Origin of the sequence: Serratia sp. P2ACOL2 (assembly GCF_003691565.1) — a bacterium.
Lineage (GTDB): Bacteria > Pseudomonadota > Gammaproteobacteria > Enterobacterales > Enterobacteriaceae > Serratia > Serratia liquefaciens.
In genome coordinates, this window is the sequence record NZ_CP033162.1 from 50106 (window position 1) to 68146 (window position 18041).

Consider the following 18041-nt stretch of genomic DNA (forward strand, 5'->3'; position numbering starts at 1 on the left):
ATGTTCTCCTCGTCTTTTATTAAGCCTAACCCAGCGGTGCAAATTTGCTGAAAGTTTGTATTTTGCTCAGATGTAAACCTTCTTTTCGCTACACCCCTTTCTGCCTTCCGTTACAATCGCCCTTTCTGAATCTTTAGGGTGAACCCATCGTGCTGCTTCTGGTGATTACTACCATCCTGTGGGCATTTTCTTTCAGCCTGATTGGCGAATACCTGGCGGGCCAGGTCGACAGCTGGTTCTCGGTGCTGATGCGCATCGGCCTGGCGGCGGCGGTGTTCCTGCCTTTCCTGCGCTGGCGCAACATCAAGCCAAAAGTGATCCTGTTGTACATGCTGGTGGGCGCTTGCCAGCTAGGCATCATGTATCTGTTCAGCTTCCGCGCGTACATGTACCTGACGGTGCCGGAATTCCTGCTGTTTACCGTGCTGACGCCGCTGTACGTTACGCTGATTTATGACTTGATCAGTGGACAGCGCCTGCGCTGGGGTTATGTGTTCAGTGCGCTATTGGCGGTGCTGGGCGCTGCGATTATTCGATATCATCAATTGAGCGAGCATTTTTGGTGGGGGCTGTTGCTGGTGCAGGCGGCGAACATCAGCTTTGCCATCGGCATGGTCGGTTACAAACGGTTGATGGAAGTGCATCCGCTGCCGCAACACACCGCATTTTCCTGGTTCTATCTGGGGGCCTTGGTCGTGGCGGTGGTCGCCTGGTGCCTGTGGGGCAATCCGCAGCAGCTGCCAACCACTAACCTGCAGTGGGGCATTCTGGTCTGGCTGGGCGTAGTGGCTTCCGGGCTGGGTTATTTCATGTGGAACTACGGCGCAACGCAGGTGGATGCCGGTACTTTGGGCATCATGAATAACATGCATGTGCCGGCCGGGCTGTTGGTTAATCTGGCCATCTGGCAGCAACAGCCGCATTGGCCAAGTTTCATTATCGGCGGGGCGGTGATTGTCGCTTCGCTGTGGGTGCATCGCCGTTGGGTGGCACCTAAAATAGTCAGCAAATAAACGGGCAGCCCAAGCGCGAGCTGCCCTGATATTCAGGGTTGCGAAGCCAGCGGTTTGACGCTGGCGACACCGGCGCTTGGGCGTGCAGCATCACGCACGAAGGGCAGATGATTGCAGGCGTGCTGGCGTGCCGAGCGGATAAAGGCTTCGGTGACAGCCTGGCGCTGTTCACCGTCGCGTACCGCGGCATAAAGACGGCTCCACAGGCCATCCCCCAGGGTTTTGGTCACCACTAACCCCTGGCGTTCAAAACTTTCCACCACCCAGTGCGGCAACGCCGCGATCCCCATCCGTGCCGATACCATCTGGATCAGCAACAGGGTGTTATCCACGTTTTTCAGCGCCGGGCTGATGCCTGCGGGATGCAGGAAATGGCGCCAGATATCCAGTCTCTGACGCTGTACCGGGTAAATCATCAGCGTTTCGTCAATCAAATCTTCAGGCTCGATGTGCAGCTTGCTGGCCAATGGATGATCCGGCGCCAGCACCAGTCGCACTTCGAAATCAAACATCGGTGAATAGTGCAAACCGCTGCGCGGCAGAATGTCGGAGGTCAGCACCAGATCCAGTTCACCCTGTTGCAGCGCCGGCTGTGGATCAAAGGTGACACCGGATTTAAAGTCCATCGCCACCTGCGGCCAACTCTGACGGAAATTATCCAGCGCCGGTGTCAGCCATTGAATGCAGCTGTGGCATTCAATGGCGATACGCAGCGTGGCCTGATGAGGTTCGTGGCACGCCTGCAGCGCCTGCTGGATTTGTGGCAGCACCTGCTCTGCCAGCTGCAACAGGATCTCACCCTGCGCGGTAAAGCGCAGCGGCTGGCTTTTACGAACGAACAGCTTGAAGCCCAGACGCTGCTCCAGATCGCTGAACTGATGCGACAGAGCAGACTGTGTCTGATGGAGTTGGGCCGCGGCGGCCGCCAGCGAGCCGGTATTGCGCAGCGCCTGCAGCGTCCGTAAGTGTTTCAGTTCGATCATGAGAGTCCTTCACAGTGACAGTGAATAAATTGCGCTTGTGGTTAATACAGTACCTGCGGATTATGGATGTGTAAACATCTGGACGGCTAAATGGGGAATATGACGATGGCAATTTTAAATCACACACTGGGTTTTCCTCGCGTTGGGCTAAGACGTGAACTGAAAAAAGCTCAGGAAAGCTACTGGGCTGGCAACTCAACGCAGGAAGAACTGTTGGCGGTTGGCCGCGAGCTGCGTGCTCGCCATTGGCAACAACAGCAGCAGGCCGGGGTGGATTTGGTGCCGGTCGGCGATTTCGCTTGGTACGACCATGTATTGACCACCAGCCTGCTGCTGGGCAACGTGCCGGCACGTCATCAGAATGCGGATGGCTCAATCGATCTGGACACGCTATTCCGCATCGGCCGTGGTCGCGCACCCACCGGAAAACCGGCAGCGGCGGCAGAAATGACCAAATGGTTTAACACCAACTACCACTACATGGTGCCTGAATTCCACAAAGGCCAGCAGTTCAAACTGGGATGGACCCAACTGCTGGAAGAAGTGGACGAAGCGCTGGCTCTGGGCCACAAAATCAAGCCGGTGTTGCTGGGGCCGGTGACCTATCTGTGGCTGGGTAAAGTGAAAGGCGAGGCGTTTGACCGTTTGTCGCTGCTGAAAGACATCCTGCCGGTTTACCAGCAGGTGCTGGCTGAATTGGCGCAGCGCGGCGTGGAGTGGGTACAAATTGACGAGCCAGCACTGGTGCTGGAATTGCCGCAGGAATGGCTGAACGCCTTCAAGCCGGCTTACGAAGCGCTGCAAGGTCAGGTAAAACTGCTGCTGACCACCTACTTCGACAGCGTGGGTCACAACCTCGACACCGTCCGCGAGCTACCGGTTCAGGGGCTGCACGTTGATCTGGTTGCCGGTCATGACGATATCGACGCATTGAACAAGGCGCTGCCAACAGAGTGGCTGCTGTCTCTGGGCGTCATCAATGGTCGCAACGTCTGGCGTGCGGATCTGAGCAGTTGGTTTGAACGCCTGCAGCCGTTGGTCGGCAGCCGCCCACTGTGGATCGGCACTTCCTGTTCACTGCTGCACAGCCCTATCGATCTGAGCGTGGAAACTCGCCTGGACGAAGAGGTGAAAAGCTGGTTCGCCTTTGCTTTGCAAAAATGCGCCGAAGTGGCCCTGTTGAGCGCGGCGCTGAACGCACCGAGCGCAGAAAAGCAGGCCGAACTGGACGCCTATAGCGCACCAATCCGCGCTCGTCGTCAGTCCAGCCGCGTACATAATGCGCAGGTAGGGCAACGTCTGGCGGCGATTACCGCACAGGACAGCGAACGTCAGCGCCCTTACGCCGAGCGTGCTCAGGCACAGCGTGAGCGCTTTAACCTGCCGGCCTGGCCGACCACCACGATAGGGTCTTTCCCGCAAACCTCGGAAATCCGCGGCCTGCGCCTGGACTTCAAGCAGGGGCGTTTGGACGGCAATAATTACCGCACCAGCATTAGCGAACACATCAAACAGGCGATCGTTGAACAAGAGCGCCTGGGGCTGGACGTGTTGGTGCACGGCGAAGCCGAGCGTAACGACATGGTGGAATACTTCGGTGAAAACCTGGACGGCTTCGTATTCACTCAAAACGGCTGGGTACAGAGCTACGGTTCCCGTTGCGTAAAACCGCCGGTGATCATCGGCGATATCAGTCGCCCTGAAGCCATCACCGTCGAGTGGGCGAAGTATGCTCAGTCGCTGACCGACAAGCCGGTAAAAGGCATGCTGACCGGTCCGGTCACCATCCTCTGCTGGTCGTTCCCGCGTGAAGACGTGACCCGCGAAGTGATCGCCAAACAGATCGCCCTGGCGCTGCGCGACGAAGTGGAAGATCTGGAAAAAGCCGGTATCGGCATCATCCAGATTGACGAGCCTGCACTGCGCGAAGGTTTGCCGCTGCGTCGATCCGACTGGGCGGCTTACCTGAACTGGGCGGTGGAGGCTTTCAAACTGAACGCCGCTGTCGCGCAAGATGACACGCAGATCCACACTCACATGTGTTATTGCGAGTTCAACGACATCATGGACTCCATCGCGGCGCTGGACGCCGACGTGATCACCATCGAAACCTCGCGTTCCGATATGGATCTGCTGGAAGCCTTCAAAGAGTTTGAGTACCCGAATGAAATTGGACCGGGCGTGTATGACATCCACTCGCCGAACGTGCCAAGCGTGGAATGGATCGAAGCGCTGCTACGCAAAGCTGCGCAGAACATCCCGGCAGAGCGCCTGTGGGTGAACCCGGATTGCGGCCTGAAAACCCGTGGCTGGCCGGAAACCCGTCAGTCGCTGACCAACATGGTGCTGGCCGCACAGCGCCTGCGTGAGCAGCAGGTCTGATAGCGACATTTGGGTGTAGATTATTCTGGGCGCTTCGGCGCCCTTTTTCATATCGCAAATGACTGCCGATCAGGCAGCCTTAAGACGAGAGGCTATTTAACGCCTGGCACTCCGTGCTGCGCGAACCAAGCCAGCATACGTTGCCAGCCATCCTCTGCCGCTTCGGCGTTGTAGCTGGGCCGGTAGTCGGCATTGAAGGCATGGCCGGCCTCGGGATACACCACGATCTCGGCATTGGCGTTGGCCGCGCGGATCGCCTGACGCATGCTTTCCACCGTCTCCAGCGGGATGCTGCTGTCCTGGCCGCCGTAAAGTCCCAGCACCGGTGCCGTCAGCTGTGTCGCAACGTCGACCGGGTGTTTTGGCGAATTCAGCGTTTTTTCACCCACCAACCTACCGTACCAGGCCACCGCAGCCTTTAACTGCGGGTTGTGCGCGGCATAGAGCCAGCTAATACGCCCGCCCCAGCAGAAACCGGTAATCGCCAGCTTGCCGGCATCGCCGCCGTGGCGCGTTGCCCAATGGGCAGCATGATCCAGATCCGCCAGCACCTGACGATCCGGCACCTTGCTCACCAGATTCTGGAACAGTTCACTGATATCGGTGTATTCCCGGGCATCCCCTTGACGGAAGTACAGTTCCGGCGCTATCGCCAGATAACCCTGCTTCGCCAGACGACGGCACACATCCTGAATATGTTCATGTACGCCAAATATCTCCTGTACCACCAGAACGACCGGGAAGGGGCCGCTGTGGTCCGCCGGTTTGGCGATATAGGCAGGTAGGTTGTCACCCTGAGAAGGAATGGTGGTTTCCCCGGTATGAATGCCCTGCTCGTCGGTGAGGATGGTAGAAGCCGCCAGGGGGGTTACGGCCGGGGTGAATCCCCCCTGGGCCTGTTTTAATGTCATCACATGATCGGTTTTCATTGCGGTCTCCGTGCAATCAATAGAGAAAAGCGCTGCGATTAACTATAGGAAAGATTACCCGTTATTGGCATCGAGTGGAGCATTTTCAGTCAAGTCTGTAAAAAACGATTAAATATCCGGCTTTACCGCGTTTTTATTGTCTTTTTATCATGCTATTACGCAAGTTGACCTGCATTAGTACCATAAGGTGCGTTAGTTCCGCTTATTCGGGCTAAGTCCCCGACAAACCAAAGCTATTTTTCTGTGACTGCATAGGGGATTTATTGGCAAACCGCCTTGATAAACTCCGAGTAGCAGGGGAAACCGGCGGGGCGATTTGTCGACTAGACTGGTGGCTATTGGGGCCAACAGGCGGGCCTTCTTGCTAATTTTTGTGACTTTAGTCACAAGAGTTATGTAGATTGCATTCTGTTTCTTTGTCTGTAGTGATTGCCGTCACGAAATTGCGTGGCGATTTTCAGTAGAGTACTTTTTTGTTCCTCCCAATAAACATGATCTATGAGGAGTCTCGTATGTCTCAATCTGACGTTTTCCATCTCGGCCTGACCAAAAACGATTTACAAGGGGCCCAGCTTGCCATCGTTCCTGGCGATCCGCAGCGCGTAGAGAAAATTGCCAAGCTGATGGAAAATCCGGTGCACCTGGCTTCCCATCGTGAATTCACCTCCTGGCGTGCAGAGCTGGACGGCAAGGCAGTGATCGTCTGTTCCACCGGTATCGGCGGTCCTTCGACGTCTATCGCGGTTGAAGAGCTGGCACAGCTGGGTATTCGTACCTTCCTGCGAATCGGCACCACCGGTGCGATCCAGTCAGACATCAATGTAGGTGACGTGCTGGTCACCACCGCGGCGGTTCGTCTGGACGGTGCCAGCCTGCACTTCGCGCCGATGGAGTTCCCGGCGGTGGCCGACTTCGCCTGTACTACCGCACTGGTCGAAGCTGCCAAGGCAGCAGGCGCGACCACGCACATCGGCGTAACCGCGTCTTCCGACACCTTCTATCCAGGCCAGGAACGTTACGATACCTTCTCCGGGCGCGTCGTTAGCCGTTTCAAAGGTTCGATGGAAGAATGGCAATCGATGGGCGTGATGAACTATGAAATGGAATCCGCCACGCTGCTGACCATGTGTGCCAGCCAGGGCCTGCGTGCCGGTATGGTTGCCGGTGTGATCGTTAACCGTACCCAGCAGGAAATTCCGAACGCGGAAACCATGAAAAACACCGAGAGCAAAGCGGTGCAGATCGTGGTTGATGCGGCGCGTCGCCTGCTGTAATCCCTCCGCAATTCAACGGGCCGCCACGCGGTCCGTTTTTCCATTCAGCCGTAATCTGTTACGGTTATCATCATCAGCGCCATCTTAACTGGCCACCTCTTTGACCCGTTGAGCCCGGTTTTACCTTGGCTCTCAGGTTGCGTTTTATCAGACAATAAACACGAGGACGTCTATGACCGCCCAGATCCTGCTTCATCCTTCATTGGCACCGCTTGATGGCGGCATTAACTTTCGCGATCTCGGTGGTAACAGCGTTGCTGATGGCCGTCGCATCAAGCGAGGATTACTGTTCCGTTCCGGGTCGCTGGAGCGCCTGACGGAAAACGACTGCGCCTTCCTGGCCGGCGTGCCGGTGCGATCGGTACTGGATTACCGCGATCCCGATGAAGTGCAGGCCAAGCCCGATATCCTGTGGCAGGGCGCGGATTACCATCATTTTCCTGCCAACCCGTTGAGCAATGAGGTTAATGCCAACCTGGAAAAACTGACCAGCGAAACGCTGGCCGGTTTTGATGCGCGGGCGTTTATGCTGGAGTTATATCGCCGACTGCCGTTCGGCAATCCGGCCTACCAACAGTTGACTCAGTTGCTGAGCCATACCGATAACGGTGCTATCGTCCAGCACTGTGCAGTCGGTAAGGATCGCACGGGGGTCGGATCGGCGTTGGTATTGTTCGCACTGGGTGCCGATGAGGCGACGGTGGTGGAAGATTACCTGCTGACAGAAACCACGTTGGCGACCTTCCGTGAACAAATGTTGGATCAACTGTCGATTCGTTTAAGTGACTCGGCATTGGGGCAGTTTGCCTATGTGCTTAGCGCCCGAGAAGAGTTCCTGATGACTGCCCTGGGTTGCATCCGTGACCAATACGGTTCTACCGACCGTTGGCTGGAGGCGGAATACGGGCTGGGGCAAAGCCAGCGAGCAGCGCTACAGGCGTTCTACCTCGAGTAAACCGCGTGGATGTTTAGCCGGGGTTTAACCGACGCCAGCTGGCATTGCGTATCCTTGGGGCAGTAAATCCCGCATCAGGAGCCCGTATTGAGCCTCAATGACATTATCCACTGGATCAGCGAGACCGTGCGTCAGCACGAAGGCTGGGCCATCCCGATTATCTTCTTCCTGGCGTTTGGCGAATCGCTGGCGTTCCTGTCGCTGCTGTTGCCGGCCACGGTGATCTTGCTGGCGCTGGGTGCGCTGATTGGCGAAAGCGGCATTGCCTTTTGGCCTATCTGGGCCGCCGCCGCTGCGGGCGCTTTCTTTGGTGACTGGCTTTCTTACTGGATTGGCTACCACTATCAAGATCGCGTGGCGCACATGTGGCCGCTATCGCGTAATCCGCAGCTGCTGACGCGCGGCCATGCGTTTTTTGAGCGCTGGGGCGTGCTGGGCATTTTCATTGGCCGCTTCTTTGGTCCGTTGCGGGCCGTGGTCCCGCTGGTTGGTGGCATTTGCGGTATGCCCCAGCGTTATTTTCAGGTGGCGAATATTACTTCGGCGATGATCTGGGCGTTCGGCATTCTCGCGCCGGGGGCGTTTGGCATCAAGTGGTTAAGCCAGTGGTTTGGCTAATCTTTGCCTGACTTGCGCAGCGGTTCGCAATAATGCGCCGTTGGGACGAAATCAGGCTGGACATCCATACAGCATCCCCTTAACGTGACGGGCAGCGGGCGGATAAAACGCCGGAACGGTCAGGTGTAACAGGAGGCAGGGTGGATACCAGTTTGGTTTACGGTATAGGCGGGGTGACGGTAGGCCTGCTGTTGGGCTGGTTAATCGCCAGCCTGAGGGTGCAGCAGTCCCATGCGCAGCATGAAACCGAGCTGCGGCTGCTGGAACAATCGCTGCAACAGGCGCAGCAGGAAACGGCAGCCCGGCAAGAGACGCTCCTGCGCAATGAACAGCAAATGCGGCAGAACGATATGGAGCTGCGCAATTTGCACAGCCAGCTGGCTGCAGGGCACGAAAAGCTTCAGCAGCTTAATCACTGGCGCAACGAGTGCGAATTGTTGAACCAGGAACTGCGTGCCCAGCGTGAAGTGAACAGCGCCCAGGAAGCCGAGCTGCGTGAGGTGACCATCCGTCTGGAGGAAACCCGCATGGCGGCGGAAGAGAAGCAGCGCCTGTTGATCAATAGCGAGCAGCGTCTCACCACCCAGTTTGAAAATTTGGCCAACCGCATTTTTGAACACAGCGGTCGCAAGGTGGATGAGCAAAATAAGCAAAGTCTGGATCGTCTGCTGTTGCCGTTGCGTGAGCAACTGGACGGTTTTCGCCGCCAGGTGCAGGACAGTTTTGGCCAGGAAGCTCGCGAACGTCATACGCTGACCCACGAAATACGCAACCTGCAGCAGCTTAATGCGCAAATGGCGCGTGAGGCTATTAACCTGACCAAGGCCTTGAAAGGGGATAATAAAACCCAGGGCAATTGGGGCGAGGTGGTATTAAGTCGGGTGCTGGAAGCCTCTGGCCTGCGGGAAGGGCACGAATACGAAACGCAGGTCAACGTGCGGCTGGACCATCAGAGTCGGATGCAGCCCGACGTTATCGTGCGCCTGCCGCAGGGTAAGGACGTGGTGATCGATGCAAAAATGTCGCTGGTGGCCTATGAGCGTTACTTCAACAGCGAAGATGAAGTGGAGCGTGAGGCGGCGCTGAGTGAGCATATTGCCTCGCTACGTGGCCATATTCGTCTGCTGGGTCGTAAGGATTATCAGCAGTTACCCGGCCTGCGTTCACTGGACTACGTGTTGATGTTTATACCGGTGGAGCCGGCTTTCCTTTTGGCCATAGACCGTGAGCCGGAATTGATTAGCGAAGCGCTCAAGCACAACATTATGCTGGTGAGCCCAACCACCTTGCTGGTCGCCCTGCGCACCATCACCAACCTGTGGCGCTATGAACATCAGAGCCAGAATGCTCAACGCATTGCCGACCGGGCTGCGCGGCTGTATGACAAAATGCGGTTGTTCGTTGACGACATGTCGGCGCTTGGGCAGAGCCTGGACAAGGCTCAGGGGAGTTATCGCCAGGCGATGAACAAACTGAGTGAAGGCCGTGGTAATCTTATCGGCCAGACCGAGGGGTTCCGCGCGCTGGGGGTTGAAGTGAAAAGACCTATCAACCCGCTGCTGGCCCAGCAGGCCAGCGCACAGCATGACGAAGAATTCGAGGCAGCGGGCGAAGATGACATTGACGCGCTGCCGGGGGCGGAGGATGACGACGCCGCAGAGCAACCACGCTCCGCATCGCAGGCATGACAGCCGCGGCGAGGTGGGGTATTTCGTGGGGTTCTGGTACACTCAACCACACTAAATTGACTGAATAGCAGGCAGGACAATGGCAGATCAACCGCAGGAAACCACCGATTTCGGTTTTCGCACCGTAGCTCGAGACGAAAAGCAGGCCATGGTGGCAGACGTTTTTCATTCGGTAGCGGCAAAGTATGACGTGATGAACGACCTGATGTCGTTTGGTATCCACCGTATCTGGAAGCGTTTTACCATTGACTGCAGCGGCGTGCGCCGTGGGCAGCGTGTGTTGGATCTGGCCGGTGGTACCGGTGATCTGGCCGCCAAGTTCTCCCGCATGGTCGGTGAGCAGGGGCAGGTAGTGCTGGCGGACATCAACGATTCCATGCTGAAAATGGGGCGCGAGAAGCTGCGGGACCGCGGCATTGTCGGCAACGTCAGCTATGTGCAGGCCAACGCCGAAGCGCTGCCGTTCCCGGACAACTATTTTGACTGCATCACTATCTCCTTCGGTCTGCGCAACGTCACCGACAAAGACAAGGCACTGCGCTCCATGTTCCGCGTGTTGAAACCGGGTGGCCGTTTGTTGGTGCTGGAGTTCTCCAAACCCTTGCTGGCCCCGCTGAGCAAGGCTTACGACGCTTATTCTTTCCACGTGTTGCCGAAAATCGGCGAACTGGTGGTGAAGGATCCAGAAAGCTACCGTTACCTCGCCGAGTCGATCCGCATGCATCCCGATCAGGAAACGCTGAAGGGCATGATGGGCGCAGCCGGGTTTGACAACGTGACCTATTTTAACCTGACCGGCGGTATTGTTGCCCTGCATCGCGGCTTCAAATTCTGATATGGACATGCCGATGCTGCTAACCCCTTTGTTGACCGGCGTGCTGGAAACATCGCTCAATAACCTGCTGTTCCGCGATCGCAGCATGAAGGCAGCCCGCCTTCGCCTGGCTGGCAAGGTGCTGCGCATAGAGTTGCAGGAGCTTGCTTCGCCGTTGGTATTGATCTTCAGTGAGCAGCGAGTCGATGTGTTTGGTCAGTCTGACGATACCGCCGACTGCACGGTGCGCAGCCGCATATCGGTACTGCTTAAACTGCGCGACCGCCAACAGCTTTCGCCCTTGATGCGCAGCGGCGAGCTGATTGTTGAAGGTGATATTCAGGTGGTACAGCAGTTGGTCGGCCTGCTTGATCTGGCTGAGTGGGATCCGGCGGAATGGCTGGCGCCTTATATCGGCGATATTGCCGCTCAAGGCGTCACTCAGGCGTTCGGCAAGGGCGCGAATTTGCTGAAGAAAGGCTTGCAGCGTCAACAGCATTACGTGGCCGAAACCCTGACGGAAGAGTGGCGTGTGGCTCCTGGCCCGCTGGAAGTGGTGTGGTTTAACGAGGAAGTTGACGCCACCGTTCGCAGTGCCGAAGCGCTGATTGCTCGCATGGACAAGTTGGAGGGTAAACGATGACCCCTGGCGAACTACGCCGCCTGTATTTGATCGTCCGCGTTTTCCTCAGTTATGGCCTGGATGAACTGATCCCCAAGATGCGTTTGACGTTGCCTTTGCGCTTTGGCCGACGTCTGCTGTTTTGGATGCCAAACCGCCACGCGGATAAACCGCTGGGGGAGCGTCTGCGGCTGGCCTTGCAGGAACTGGGGCCGGTATGGATTAAGTTTGGTCAGATGATGTCTACCCGTCGTGACCTGTTCCCGCCACAGATTGCCGATCAGCTGACGTTGCTGCAGGACAGGGTTGCCCCCTTCGACGGCGCCCTGGCGCGCAAGCATATCGAATTGGCGATGGGCGGCCCACTGGAAACCTGGTTCGATGATTTTGACCAACAGGCGCTGGCTTCGGCATCCATAGCTCAGGTCCATACCGCACGGCTGAAAACCACCGGGCAGGAAGTGGTGCTGAAGGTGATCCGGCCGGATATCGGGCCGATCATCAAGGCCGACGTTCGCCTGATGTATCGCCTGGCGGCCTGGGTGCCAAAACTGATGCCGGACGGTCGCCGTTTGCGCCCGCGGGAAGTAGTGCGCGAATATGAAAAGACCTTGCTGGATGAACTGAACCTGTTGCGCGAAGCGGCCAACGCCATTCAACTGCGCCGTAATTTCGACGGCAGCCCGATGCTGTATGTGCCCGAGGTTTATTCCGATTACTGCCGCGAAAGCGTGCTGGTGATGGAGCGGATCTACGGCATTCCGGTTTCGGATATTCCGACACTGGAGAAGCAGGGCACCAACATGAAATTGTTGGCCGAACGCGGGGTACAGGTGTTCTTTACCCAGGTCTTCCGCGACAGCTTCTTCCATGCGGACATGCATCCCGGCAATATCTTTGTCAGCTATGAGCATCCTGAAGATCCCTGCTATATCGGCATTGACTGCGGTATTGTCGGTTCGCTGAACAAAGATGATAAGCGCTATCTGGCGGAAAACTTTATCGCCTTCTTCAATCGCGACTACCGTAAGGTGGCAGAGTTGCATGTTGATTCAGGCTGGGTGCCACGCGACACCAACGTGGAGGATTTCGAGTTCGCTATCCGCACCGTGTGCGAGCCTATTTTCGAAAAACCGCTGTCGGAAATTTCGTTCGGCAACGTCTTGTTAAACCTGTTCAACACCGCTCGCCGTTTCAATATGGAAGTACAACCCCAACTGGTGTTATTGCAGAAGACCTTGCTGTATGTTGAAGGTCTGGGACGCCAGCTCTATCCGCAGTTGGATTTGTGGACTACCGCCAAGCCTTTCCTGGAAAGTTGGATGCGCGATCAGGTCGGTATTCCGGCGGTGATCCGGGCACTGAAAGAAAAAGCGCCGTTTTGGGCGGAGAAACTGCCCGAACTGCCTGAATTATTTTACGATAGCCTGCAGCAACATAAGCTGTTGCAACAAAGCGTTGATAAGCTCACCAACCAGATGCAGGCTCAGCGCGTTCGCCAAGGGCAATCACGTTATTTGTTCGGCGTTGGCGCTACACTGTTAGTAAGCGGTACGATTTTGCTGTTGGGGGACGTCGAAGTGTTTCCCGCATGGCTGATGGCAGCCGGCATCGTATCCTGGGTGATTGGCTGGAAGCGAACCACCTGAATTGATTCGAAACTCTGGTAAAATCTGCCGTATAATGCGACGGATTTTGAAAAAACCCTGTAAAAATAGAGGTAATTGCAATGGGCGGTATTAGTATTACGCAATTGTTGATCATCGCAGTGATCGTGGTGCTGCTGTTTGGTACCAAAAAACTCCGTACTCTGGGGTCCGATCTCGGTGCATCAATCAAGGGCTTCAAAAAGGCGATCGGCGATGACAACACGCCGCCGACCAACACGGCTGAGAAAAGCAGCCTGGATGACGCTGACTTCACGGCCAAGCCTATTACCGATAAGCAGCCGGAAGTGAAAGCGGAAGAGTCGAAGAATAAAGAGCAGGTATAAACCGTGTTTGACATTGGGTTTAGTGAACTGCTGCTGGTTCTGGTGATTGGCCTGGTGGTACTTGGGCCAGAACGGTTGCCGGTAGCGGTAAGAACAGTTTCGGGCTGGATCCGCGCGCTGCGTTCGCTTGCGGCTTCGGTGCAGAACGAACTTTCTCAGGAACTGAAGCTGCAGGAACTGCAGGACAGCCTGAAAAAGGTAGAGAAGGCCGGCATGCAGAATTTGTCGCCGGAGCTGAAGGCGTCAATGGATGAGCTGAAAGACGCAGCGGAATCGCTGAAACGTTCTTATCAGGGCGACAGTGGCACCAAAACCGAACCTGCGCACACCATCCATAACCCTCTGGTCACAGACCCGGAAGCCATTCATGACGGCGTGACGCCGGCGGAAGCCGCGGCCGTAGCATCCTCTCCGGCTGCAGTGCCGGAGCCGGTTGTAACGGCAACGCCGCAGGTTGCGCAGCCGGTCATTGCTCCGGTGAAACAACCGGTCGAGCCGGCTGTTCAGGCAACCCCAGAACCTGTTGTGGATAAAACCCCAGCGTCTCACCAACCTAGTGGCGATCGTTAAAACATGGCTGTTGAAGATACCCAACCCCTTATCAGTCATCTGATAGAACTGCGTAAGCGGTTGTTAAACTCGATTATCAGCATACTGGCGATTTTCCTGGTGCTGGTTTTTTTCGCCAATGATATTTATCAACTGGTGTCCGCGCCGCTGATCAAGCAGTTGCCTGCCGGGGCGAGCATGATCGCCACAGACGTGGCCTCACCGTTCTTTACCCCGATCAAATTGACGATGATCGTCTCGGTGTTCGTGTCCGCACCGGTTATCTTGTACCAGGTCTGGTCCTTCATCGCGCCGGCGTTGTATAAGCATGAACGTCGCCTGATGATGCCTTTACTGGTCTCCAGCAGCCTGCTGTTTTATCTCGGCATGGCCTTTGCCTACTTTATCGTCTTCCCGCTGGCGTTCGGCTTTTTTGCCAAAACCGCGCCGGCCGGGGTGATGATTGCCACCGACATCAATAACTATCTCGACTTCGTCATGGCGCTGTTTATGGCGTTTGGCGTGGCATTTGAGGTGCCGGTTGCCATTATTTTGCTGTGCTGGAGTGGCGTCACCTCACCGGAAGATCTGAAAAAGAAACGTCCTTACGTTCTGGTCGGGGCTTTCGTGGTCGGCATGCTTCTGACCCCGCCGGATGTGTTCTCGCAAACCCTGCTGGCCATTCCGATGTATCTGTTGTTTGAAGTGGGCGTGTTCTTTGCTCGTTTCTACACCGGTAAACGTCGTCCGCAGCCGGAAGAAGAAGACGAGGGTGACGAACCCCCGGCACCTTAAATTTGTTTGCTCCTGAGCCGCCCGATGGGCGGCTTTTGCATTGGGAAAACCATGTTTGATATTGGCGTAAACCTCACCAGTTCACAGTTTGCCAAAGACGGCCCAGCGGTGCTGGATCGCGCACGAACCGCAGGCGTGACAGGGCTATTGATTACCGGTACTGATTTGCAGGAAAGCCAGGCTGCCTGTGAACTGGCGCAGCAGCATCCTGGTTATTGCTGGTCCACCGCCGGTGTGCATCCCCATCAGGCCAGCAGTTGGAATGAGCAGACCGCGGAGCGGATCCGCGAGTTGGCCTCGCAGCCGCAGGTCGTAGCGATAGGTGAATGCGGGCTGGACTTTAACCGTAACTTTTCTACCCCAGAGCAGCAGGAGAGCGCATTCAGCGCCCAACTGGCGCTGGCGGCGGAGCTGGAGATGCCGGTTTTTCTTCACTGCCGTGATGCGCACGCACGTTTTGCCGCACTGTTGACGCCGTGGTTGGATAAACTGCCCGCGGCGGTGGTGCACTGTTTTACCGGCACCGCCGAAGAATTAGAAAGTTGCTTGTCGCTGGGCCTGTCGATCGGGATTACCGGTTGGGTCTGTGATGAGCGACGTGGCCTGGAGTTGCGTGCATTGTTGCCGCAGATCCCCGCCGAACGTCTGTTGTTGGAAACCGACGCACCCTATCTGTTGCCCCGGGATTTACATCCGAAACCTGCATCTCGCCGCAACGAACCCTGTTTTTTGCCTCATATCGTCCGGCAGGTGGCTACCTGGCGACAAGAAGATCCCGAATGGCTGGGGCAGAAAACCGATGAGAACGCCCGCCGGCTATTCCGGCTGGAATGAGTTAGGAGAAAACTATGAGCTATGCATTTCCGGGTACCTTCCCGGGTCGCCGTATGCGCCGTGTGCGCCGTCACGATTTCAGCCGCCGCCTGGTGGCCGAGAACCAACTGACTGTTAACGACCTGATTTATCCGGTATTTGTCATGGAAGGCAGTAACCGTCAGGAAGCGGTGGCATCGATGCCCGGCGTATCGCGCATGAGCATCGATCTGCTGATCAAAGAAGCGGAAGCCATCGCCAAACTTGGCGTGCCGGTGATCTCCCTGTTCCCGGTGATTGAACCTGGCCTGAAGTCACTGCATGCGGAAGAAGCTTATAACCCGGAAGGTCTGGTACAGCGTACGGTGCGTGCATTAAAAGACGCGGTGCCTGAGCTGGGTATTCTGACGGACGTGGCGCTCGATCCCTACACCACTCACGGTCAGGACGGCGTTATCGACGAACAAGGTTATGTCATTAACGACATCACCAAAGAGATCCTGGTTCGCCAGGCGCTGTCTCACGCGGAAGCCGGGGCAGAGATCGTGGCACCGAGTGACATGATGGACGGCCGTATCGGCGCGATCCGCGATCGCCTGGAACATCAGGGTCTGGTGAATACTCAAATCATGGCTTACTCCGCCAAATATGCGTCTTGCTACTATGGCCCGTTCCGCGATGCGCTCGGTTCCAGCGGTAATCTGAAAGGCGGCAACAAGAAAACCTATCAGATGGACCCGGCCAACAGCGACGAAGCGCTGCAGGAGATCGCACAGGATCTGCAGGAAGGTGCGGATATGGTGATGGTGAAGCCTGGTATGCCGTATCTCGATGTAGTGCGTCGGGTGAAGGATACCTTTGGCGTGCCGACTTTCGCCTATCAGGTTTCCGGTGAGTATGCGATGCACATGGCGGCGATTCAAAACGGTTGGTTGCAGGAGCAACCGGCGGTGATGGAATCGCTGATGTGCTTTAAGCGTGCCGGCGCCGATGGCGTACTGACCTACTTCGCCAAGCGAGTCGCTCAGTGGATGCATGACGAAGCGATGCAGCGCTAAGGCGTAAGTCATCTATGTAAAAGGCGCCCTGGGCGCCTTTTTGCATTACAGTTTTTGGAATTGCCGGTTATCCACGCTTTGGCTGACCTGCTTGTTGATCAGATTCAGCAGCAGCATCGAACGGGCTTCGCCGTCCGGCTCGGTGTAAATCGCCTTCAGCCCTTCGAACACGCCATCGACGATTAACACGCTATCACCCGGCTGTGGCGTTTCCGGATCGACGTAGGTTTCACCGGTATGCGTCTGCAGCTCTTCGATGACTTTCTGCGGGATAGTGGTCGGCGTTGAACCAAAGCGTACAAAGTGGCTGACACCACGAGTTGCACTGATGGTGGTGGTGTGGATGCGCTCCGGATCGAACTTCACAAACAGGTAGTTCGGAAACAGGGGTTCGCTGACCGCAATGCGTTTACCGCGTACGATCTTTTCCAGCGTTATGATCGGACTCAGGCAGTTCACTTCCTGCCGTTCCAAATGGTCCTGCGCCCGTAAAAGTTGGCCGCGCTTGCAATACAGTAGGTACCAAGATTCCATAATTTCACATGCCTTTCTGTCAGCCGGTAAGCATATCAAAAGCCATTACGGATACATAGTGATGCAAGTTTCAGCATGTAACGACCGCTATCTGCATGAATCGTTGGCAATTAGCGAGGGGTCACACACTTATTCGCACGGCTTGGGTATAACAGAGGGCTAAAAATTTGTTACCGTCGGAGTATGCCTTGTGCTGCTTTCGTCGGGTGTGACGTTATTCATCGTTTTCGATTGAGGGGGAAAAATGGAGTTATTTTTGTTGAGCAACGGCAAGCTGTCCGGTGAGGATGAGCTGCTGGGTTATGCCAAGAGCCACTTGTTGGCGATGATCGCGCGCCGTGGCATTACGTCCGCCGTATTTATCCCCTATGCCATGATCCGCAGCGATTACGATCAGCGTGCACAGGAACTGGCGAAAATTCTCGGCATCAAGGTTACCAGTATTCACCACGCCGACTCTCCCGCGGCGGCGATTGAACAGGCAGAATGCATTTTGGTCAGCGGCGGCAATACCTGGATGTTGAACCAGATGCTGCATGAAAACGGGCTAATCGTCCCGATTCAACGGGCGGTTCGTGAACGTAACGTGCCCTACGTGGGGTGGAGCGCCGGGTGTAACGTTGCCACACCAAGTATTCGCACCACCAATGACATGCCGGTGCGTAACAGCGTCGTACTGCCGGCACTGAGCCTGTTCCCGGTGCAGATTAACCCGCATTACATCGACGCCCATATTAGCGGCCACATGGGGGAAACCCGTGATGAACGCCTGGCCGAGTTCTGCGCGGTTAACCCGAGCGAATCCGTGGTGGCGCTGCGCGAGGGCAGCCTGTTGCACGTTGAGGGTAATGATCTGCGTTACTTTAGCGCCAGAGATCAAGGTTTCAAGGTGTTCCGCCACGGTGTGGAAACTCAGGAATATCGCGATACCCGGGCATTGCGTCCGCTGGTGCCCTTTACCTGCCACTAACGCCGACGATGTCTTTACCGGTGTTTAACAAAAGTGCAGCAACAACTGTGA

General features: G+C 56.2%; 18 protein-coding genes. 15 read left to right on the forward strand and 3 right to left on the reverse strand.

Features of this window, described 5'->3' with window-relative positions:
* Positions 1 to 149: 149 nt before the first annotated feature.
* Positions 150 to 1013 carry a carboxylate/amino acid/amine transporter gene (locus EBA31_RS00255; RefSeq protein ID WP_020824831.1) on the forward strand — a complete coding sequence of 288 codons (864 nt, stop codon included), beginning with the start codon at positions 150 to 152 and terminating at the stop codon, positions 1011 to 1013.
* Positions 1014 to 1045: 32 nt separating this feature from the next.
* Here the strand turns inward: EBA31_RS00255 and metR are convergent, their stop codons facing one another.
* Complete coding sequence (gene metR / locus EBA31_RS00260; protein WP_122076579.1) at positions 1046 to 1996, reverse strand: HTH-type transcriptional regulator MetR; 951 nt, start codon at positions 1994 to 1996, stop codon at positions 1046 to 1048.
* 90 nt (positions 1997 to 2086) lie between these two features.
* Between metR and metE the strand changes: the two genes are divergently transcribed.
* Positions 2087 to 4378: a 5-methyltetrahydropteroyltriglutamate--homocysteine S-methyltransferase gene (metE, locus tag EBA31_RS00265; RefSeq protein ID WP_202914186.1), complete on the forward strand. Its 2292-nt coding sequence runs from the start codon at positions 2087 to 2089 to the stop codon at positions 4376 to 4378.
* Positions 4379 to 4470: 92 nt separating this feature from the next.
* On the opposite strand, the gene EBA31_RS00270 is transcribed toward metE, so the two are convergent.
* Positions 4471 to 5307: a dienelactone hydrolase family protein gene (locus EBA31_RS00270; RefSeq protein ID WP_020824834.1), complete on the reverse strand. Its 837-nt coding sequence runs from the start codon at positions 5305 to 5307 to the stop codon at positions 4471 to 4473.
* A gap of 512 nt (positions 5308 to 5819) precedes the next feature.
* On the opposite strand from EBA31_RS00270, the gene udp reads away from it, so the two are divergent.
* The 12 genes from udp (at position 5820) to hemB (ending at position 16486) form a co-directional block, all read left to right on the forward strand.
* Positions 5820 to 6581 (forward strand): uridine phosphorylase, encoded by a 762-nt coding sequence (gene udp, locus EBA31_RS00275; RefSeq protein ID WP_020824835.1) that lies wholly within the window; start codon positions 5820 to 5822, stop codon positions 6579 to 6581.
* Positions 6582 to 6753: 172 nt separating this feature from the next.
* Positions 6754 to 7536 (forward strand): tyrosine-protein phosphatase, encoded by a 783-nt coding sequence (locus EBA31_RS00280; RefSeq protein ID WP_046374711.1) that lies wholly within the window; start codon positions 6754 to 6756, stop codon positions 7534 to 7536.
* Between the two features lie 87 nt (positions 7537 to 7623).
* Complete coding sequence (locus tag EBA31_RS00285) at positions 7624 to 8154, forward strand: DedA family protein (RefSeq protein ID WP_020824837.1); 531 nt, start codon at positions 7624 to 7626, stop codon at positions 8152 to 8154.
* Between the two features lie 140 nt (positions 8155 to 8294).
* Positions 8295 to 9842 carry a DNA recombination protein RmuC gene (gene rmuC / locus EBA31_RS00290; RefSeq protein WP_122076585.1) on the forward strand — a complete coding sequence of 516 codons (1548 nt, stop codon included), beginning with the start codon at positions 8295 to 8297 and terminating at the stop codon, positions 9840 to 9842.
* A 79-nt stretch (positions 9843 to 9921) separates the two neighbouring features.
* Positions 9922 to 10677: a bifunctional demethylmenaquinone methyltransferase/2-methoxy-6-polyprenyl-1,4-benzoquinol methylase UbiE gene (gene ubiE / locus EBA31_RS00295; protein ID WP_020824839.1), complete on the forward strand. Its 756-nt coding sequence runs from the start codon at positions 9922 to 9924 to the stop codon at positions 10675 to 10677.
* Positions 10678 to 10690: 13 nt separating this feature from the next.
* Positions 10691 to 11299: an SCP2 domain-containing protein gene (locus EBA31_RS00300; protein ID WP_122076588.1), complete on the forward strand. Its 609-nt coding sequence runs from the start codon at positions 10691 to 10693 to the stop codon at positions 11297 to 11299.
* A complete protein-coding gene (ubiB, locus tag EBA31_RS00305) occupies positions 11296 to 12927 on the forward strand; it encodes a ubiquinone biosynthesis regulatory protein kinase UbiB (protein WP_020824841.1) in 1632 nt (543 codons plus the stop codon). Before EBA31_RS00300 ends, ubiB begins: the two co-directional genes overlap by 4 nt.
* Positions 12928 to 13007: 80 nt before the next feature.
* Complete coding sequence (gene tatA / locus EBA31_RS00310; protein ID WP_020824842.1) at positions 13008 to 13271, forward strand: Sec-independent protein translocase subunit TatA; 264 nt, start codon at positions 13008 to 13010, stop codon at positions 13269 to 13271.
* Positions 13272 to 13274: 3 nt separating this feature from the next.
* Positions 13275 to 13841, forward strand: a complete 567-nt coding sequence (tatB, locus tag EBA31_RS00315) for a Sec-independent protein translocase protein TatB (protein ID WP_122076591.1) — start codon at positions 13275 to 13277, stop codon at positions 13839 to 13841.
* A gap of 3 nt (positions 13842 to 13844) precedes the next feature.
* Complete coding sequence (tatC, locus tag EBA31_RS00320) at positions 13845 to 14615, forward strand: Sec-independent protein translocase subunit TatC (protein ID WP_012004722.1); 771 nt, start codon at positions 13845 to 13847, stop codon at positions 14613 to 14615.
* Between the two features lie 51 nt (positions 14616 to 14666).
* Entirely contained in the window at positions 14667 to 15449 is a 783-nt protein-coding gene (gene tatD, locus EBA31_RS00325) for a 3'-5' ssDNA/RNA exonuclease TatD (RefSeq protein WP_122080568.1), read from the forward strand.
* 14 nt (positions 15450 to 15463) lie between these two features.
* Entirely contained in the window at positions 15464 to 16486 is a 1023-nt protein-coding gene (gene hemB / locus EBA31_RS00330) for a porphobilinogen synthase (RefSeq protein WP_020824846.1), read from the forward strand.
* A gap of 45 nt (positions 16487 to 16531) precedes the next feature.
* On the opposite strand, the gene rfaH is transcribed toward hemB, so the two are convergent.
* Entirely contained in the window at positions 16532 to 17020 is a 489-nt protein-coding gene (gene rfaH / locus EBA31_RS00335; protein ID WP_020824847.1) for a transcription/translation regulatory transformer protein RfaH, read from the reverse strand.
* Between the two features lie 244 nt (positions 17021 to 17264).
* On the opposite strand from rfaH, the gene pepE reads away from it, so the two are divergent.
* A complete protein-coding gene (gene pepE / locus EBA31_RS00340; protein WP_046374708.1) occupies positions 17265 to 17990 on the forward strand; it encodes a dipeptidase PepE in 726 nt (241 codons plus the stop codon).
* Positions 17991 to 18041 lie beyond the last annotated feature (51 nt).

What these genes read in the sequence shown, in the direction of transcription:
- metR (WP_122076579.1), bottom strand. Translation starts at nt 1,996, where the DNA reads ATGATCGAACTGAAACACTTACGGACGCTGCAGGCGCTGCGCAATACC.
- metE (WP_202914186.1), top strand. Translation starts at nt 2,087, where the DNA reads ATGGGGAATATGACGATGGCAATTTTAAATCACACACTGGGTTTTCCT.
- EBA31_RS00270 (WP_020824834.1), bottom strand. Translation starts at nt 5,307, where the DNA reads ATGAAAACCGATCATGTGATGACATTAAAACAGGCCCAGGGGGGATTC.
- udp (WP_020824835.1), top strand. Translation starts at nt 5,820, where the DNA reads ATGTCTCAATCTGACGTTTTCCATCTCGGCCTGACCAAAAACGATTTA.
- EBA31_RS00280 (WP_046374711.1), top strand. Translation starts at nt 6,754, where the DNA reads ATGACCGCCCAGATCCTGCTTCATCCTTCATTGGCACCGCTTGATGGC.
- ubiE (WP_020824839.1), top strand. Translation starts at nt 9,922, where the DNA reads ATGGCAGATCAACCGCAGGAAACCACCGATTTCGGTTTTCGCACCGTA.
- EBA31_RS00300 (WP_122076588.1), top strand. Translation starts at nt 10,691, where the DNA reads ATGCTGCTAACCCCTTTGTTGACCGGCGTGCTGGAAACATCGCTCAAT.
- ubiB (WP_020824841.1), top strand. Translation starts at nt 11,296, where the DNA reads ATGACCCCTGGCGAACTACGCCGCCTGTATTTGATCGTCCGCGTTTTC.
- tatA (WP_020824842.1), top strand. Translation starts at nt 13,008, where the DNA reads ATGGGCGGTATTAGTATTACGCAATTGTTGATCATCGCAGTGATCGTG.
- tatC (WP_012004722.1), top strand. Translation starts at nt 13,845, where the DNA reads ATGGCTGTTGAAGATACCCAACCCCTTATCAGTCATCTGATAGAACTG.
- tatD (WP_122080568.1), top strand. Translation starts at nt 14,667, where the DNA reads ATGTTTGATATTGGCGTAAACCTCACCAGTTCACAGTTTGCCAAAGAC.
- hemB (WP_020824846.1), top strand. Translation starts at nt 15,464, where the DNA reads ATGAGCTATGCATTTCCGGGTACCTTCCCGGGTCGCCGTATGCGCCGT.
- rfaH (WP_020824847.1), bottom strand. Translation starts at nt 17,020, where the DNA reads ATGGAATCTTGGTACCTACTGTATTGCAAGCGCGGCCAACTTTTACGG.
- pepE (WP_046374708.1), top strand. Translation starts at nt 17,265, where the DNA reads ATGGAGTTATTTTTGTTGAGCAACGGCAAGCTGTCCGGTGAGGATGAG.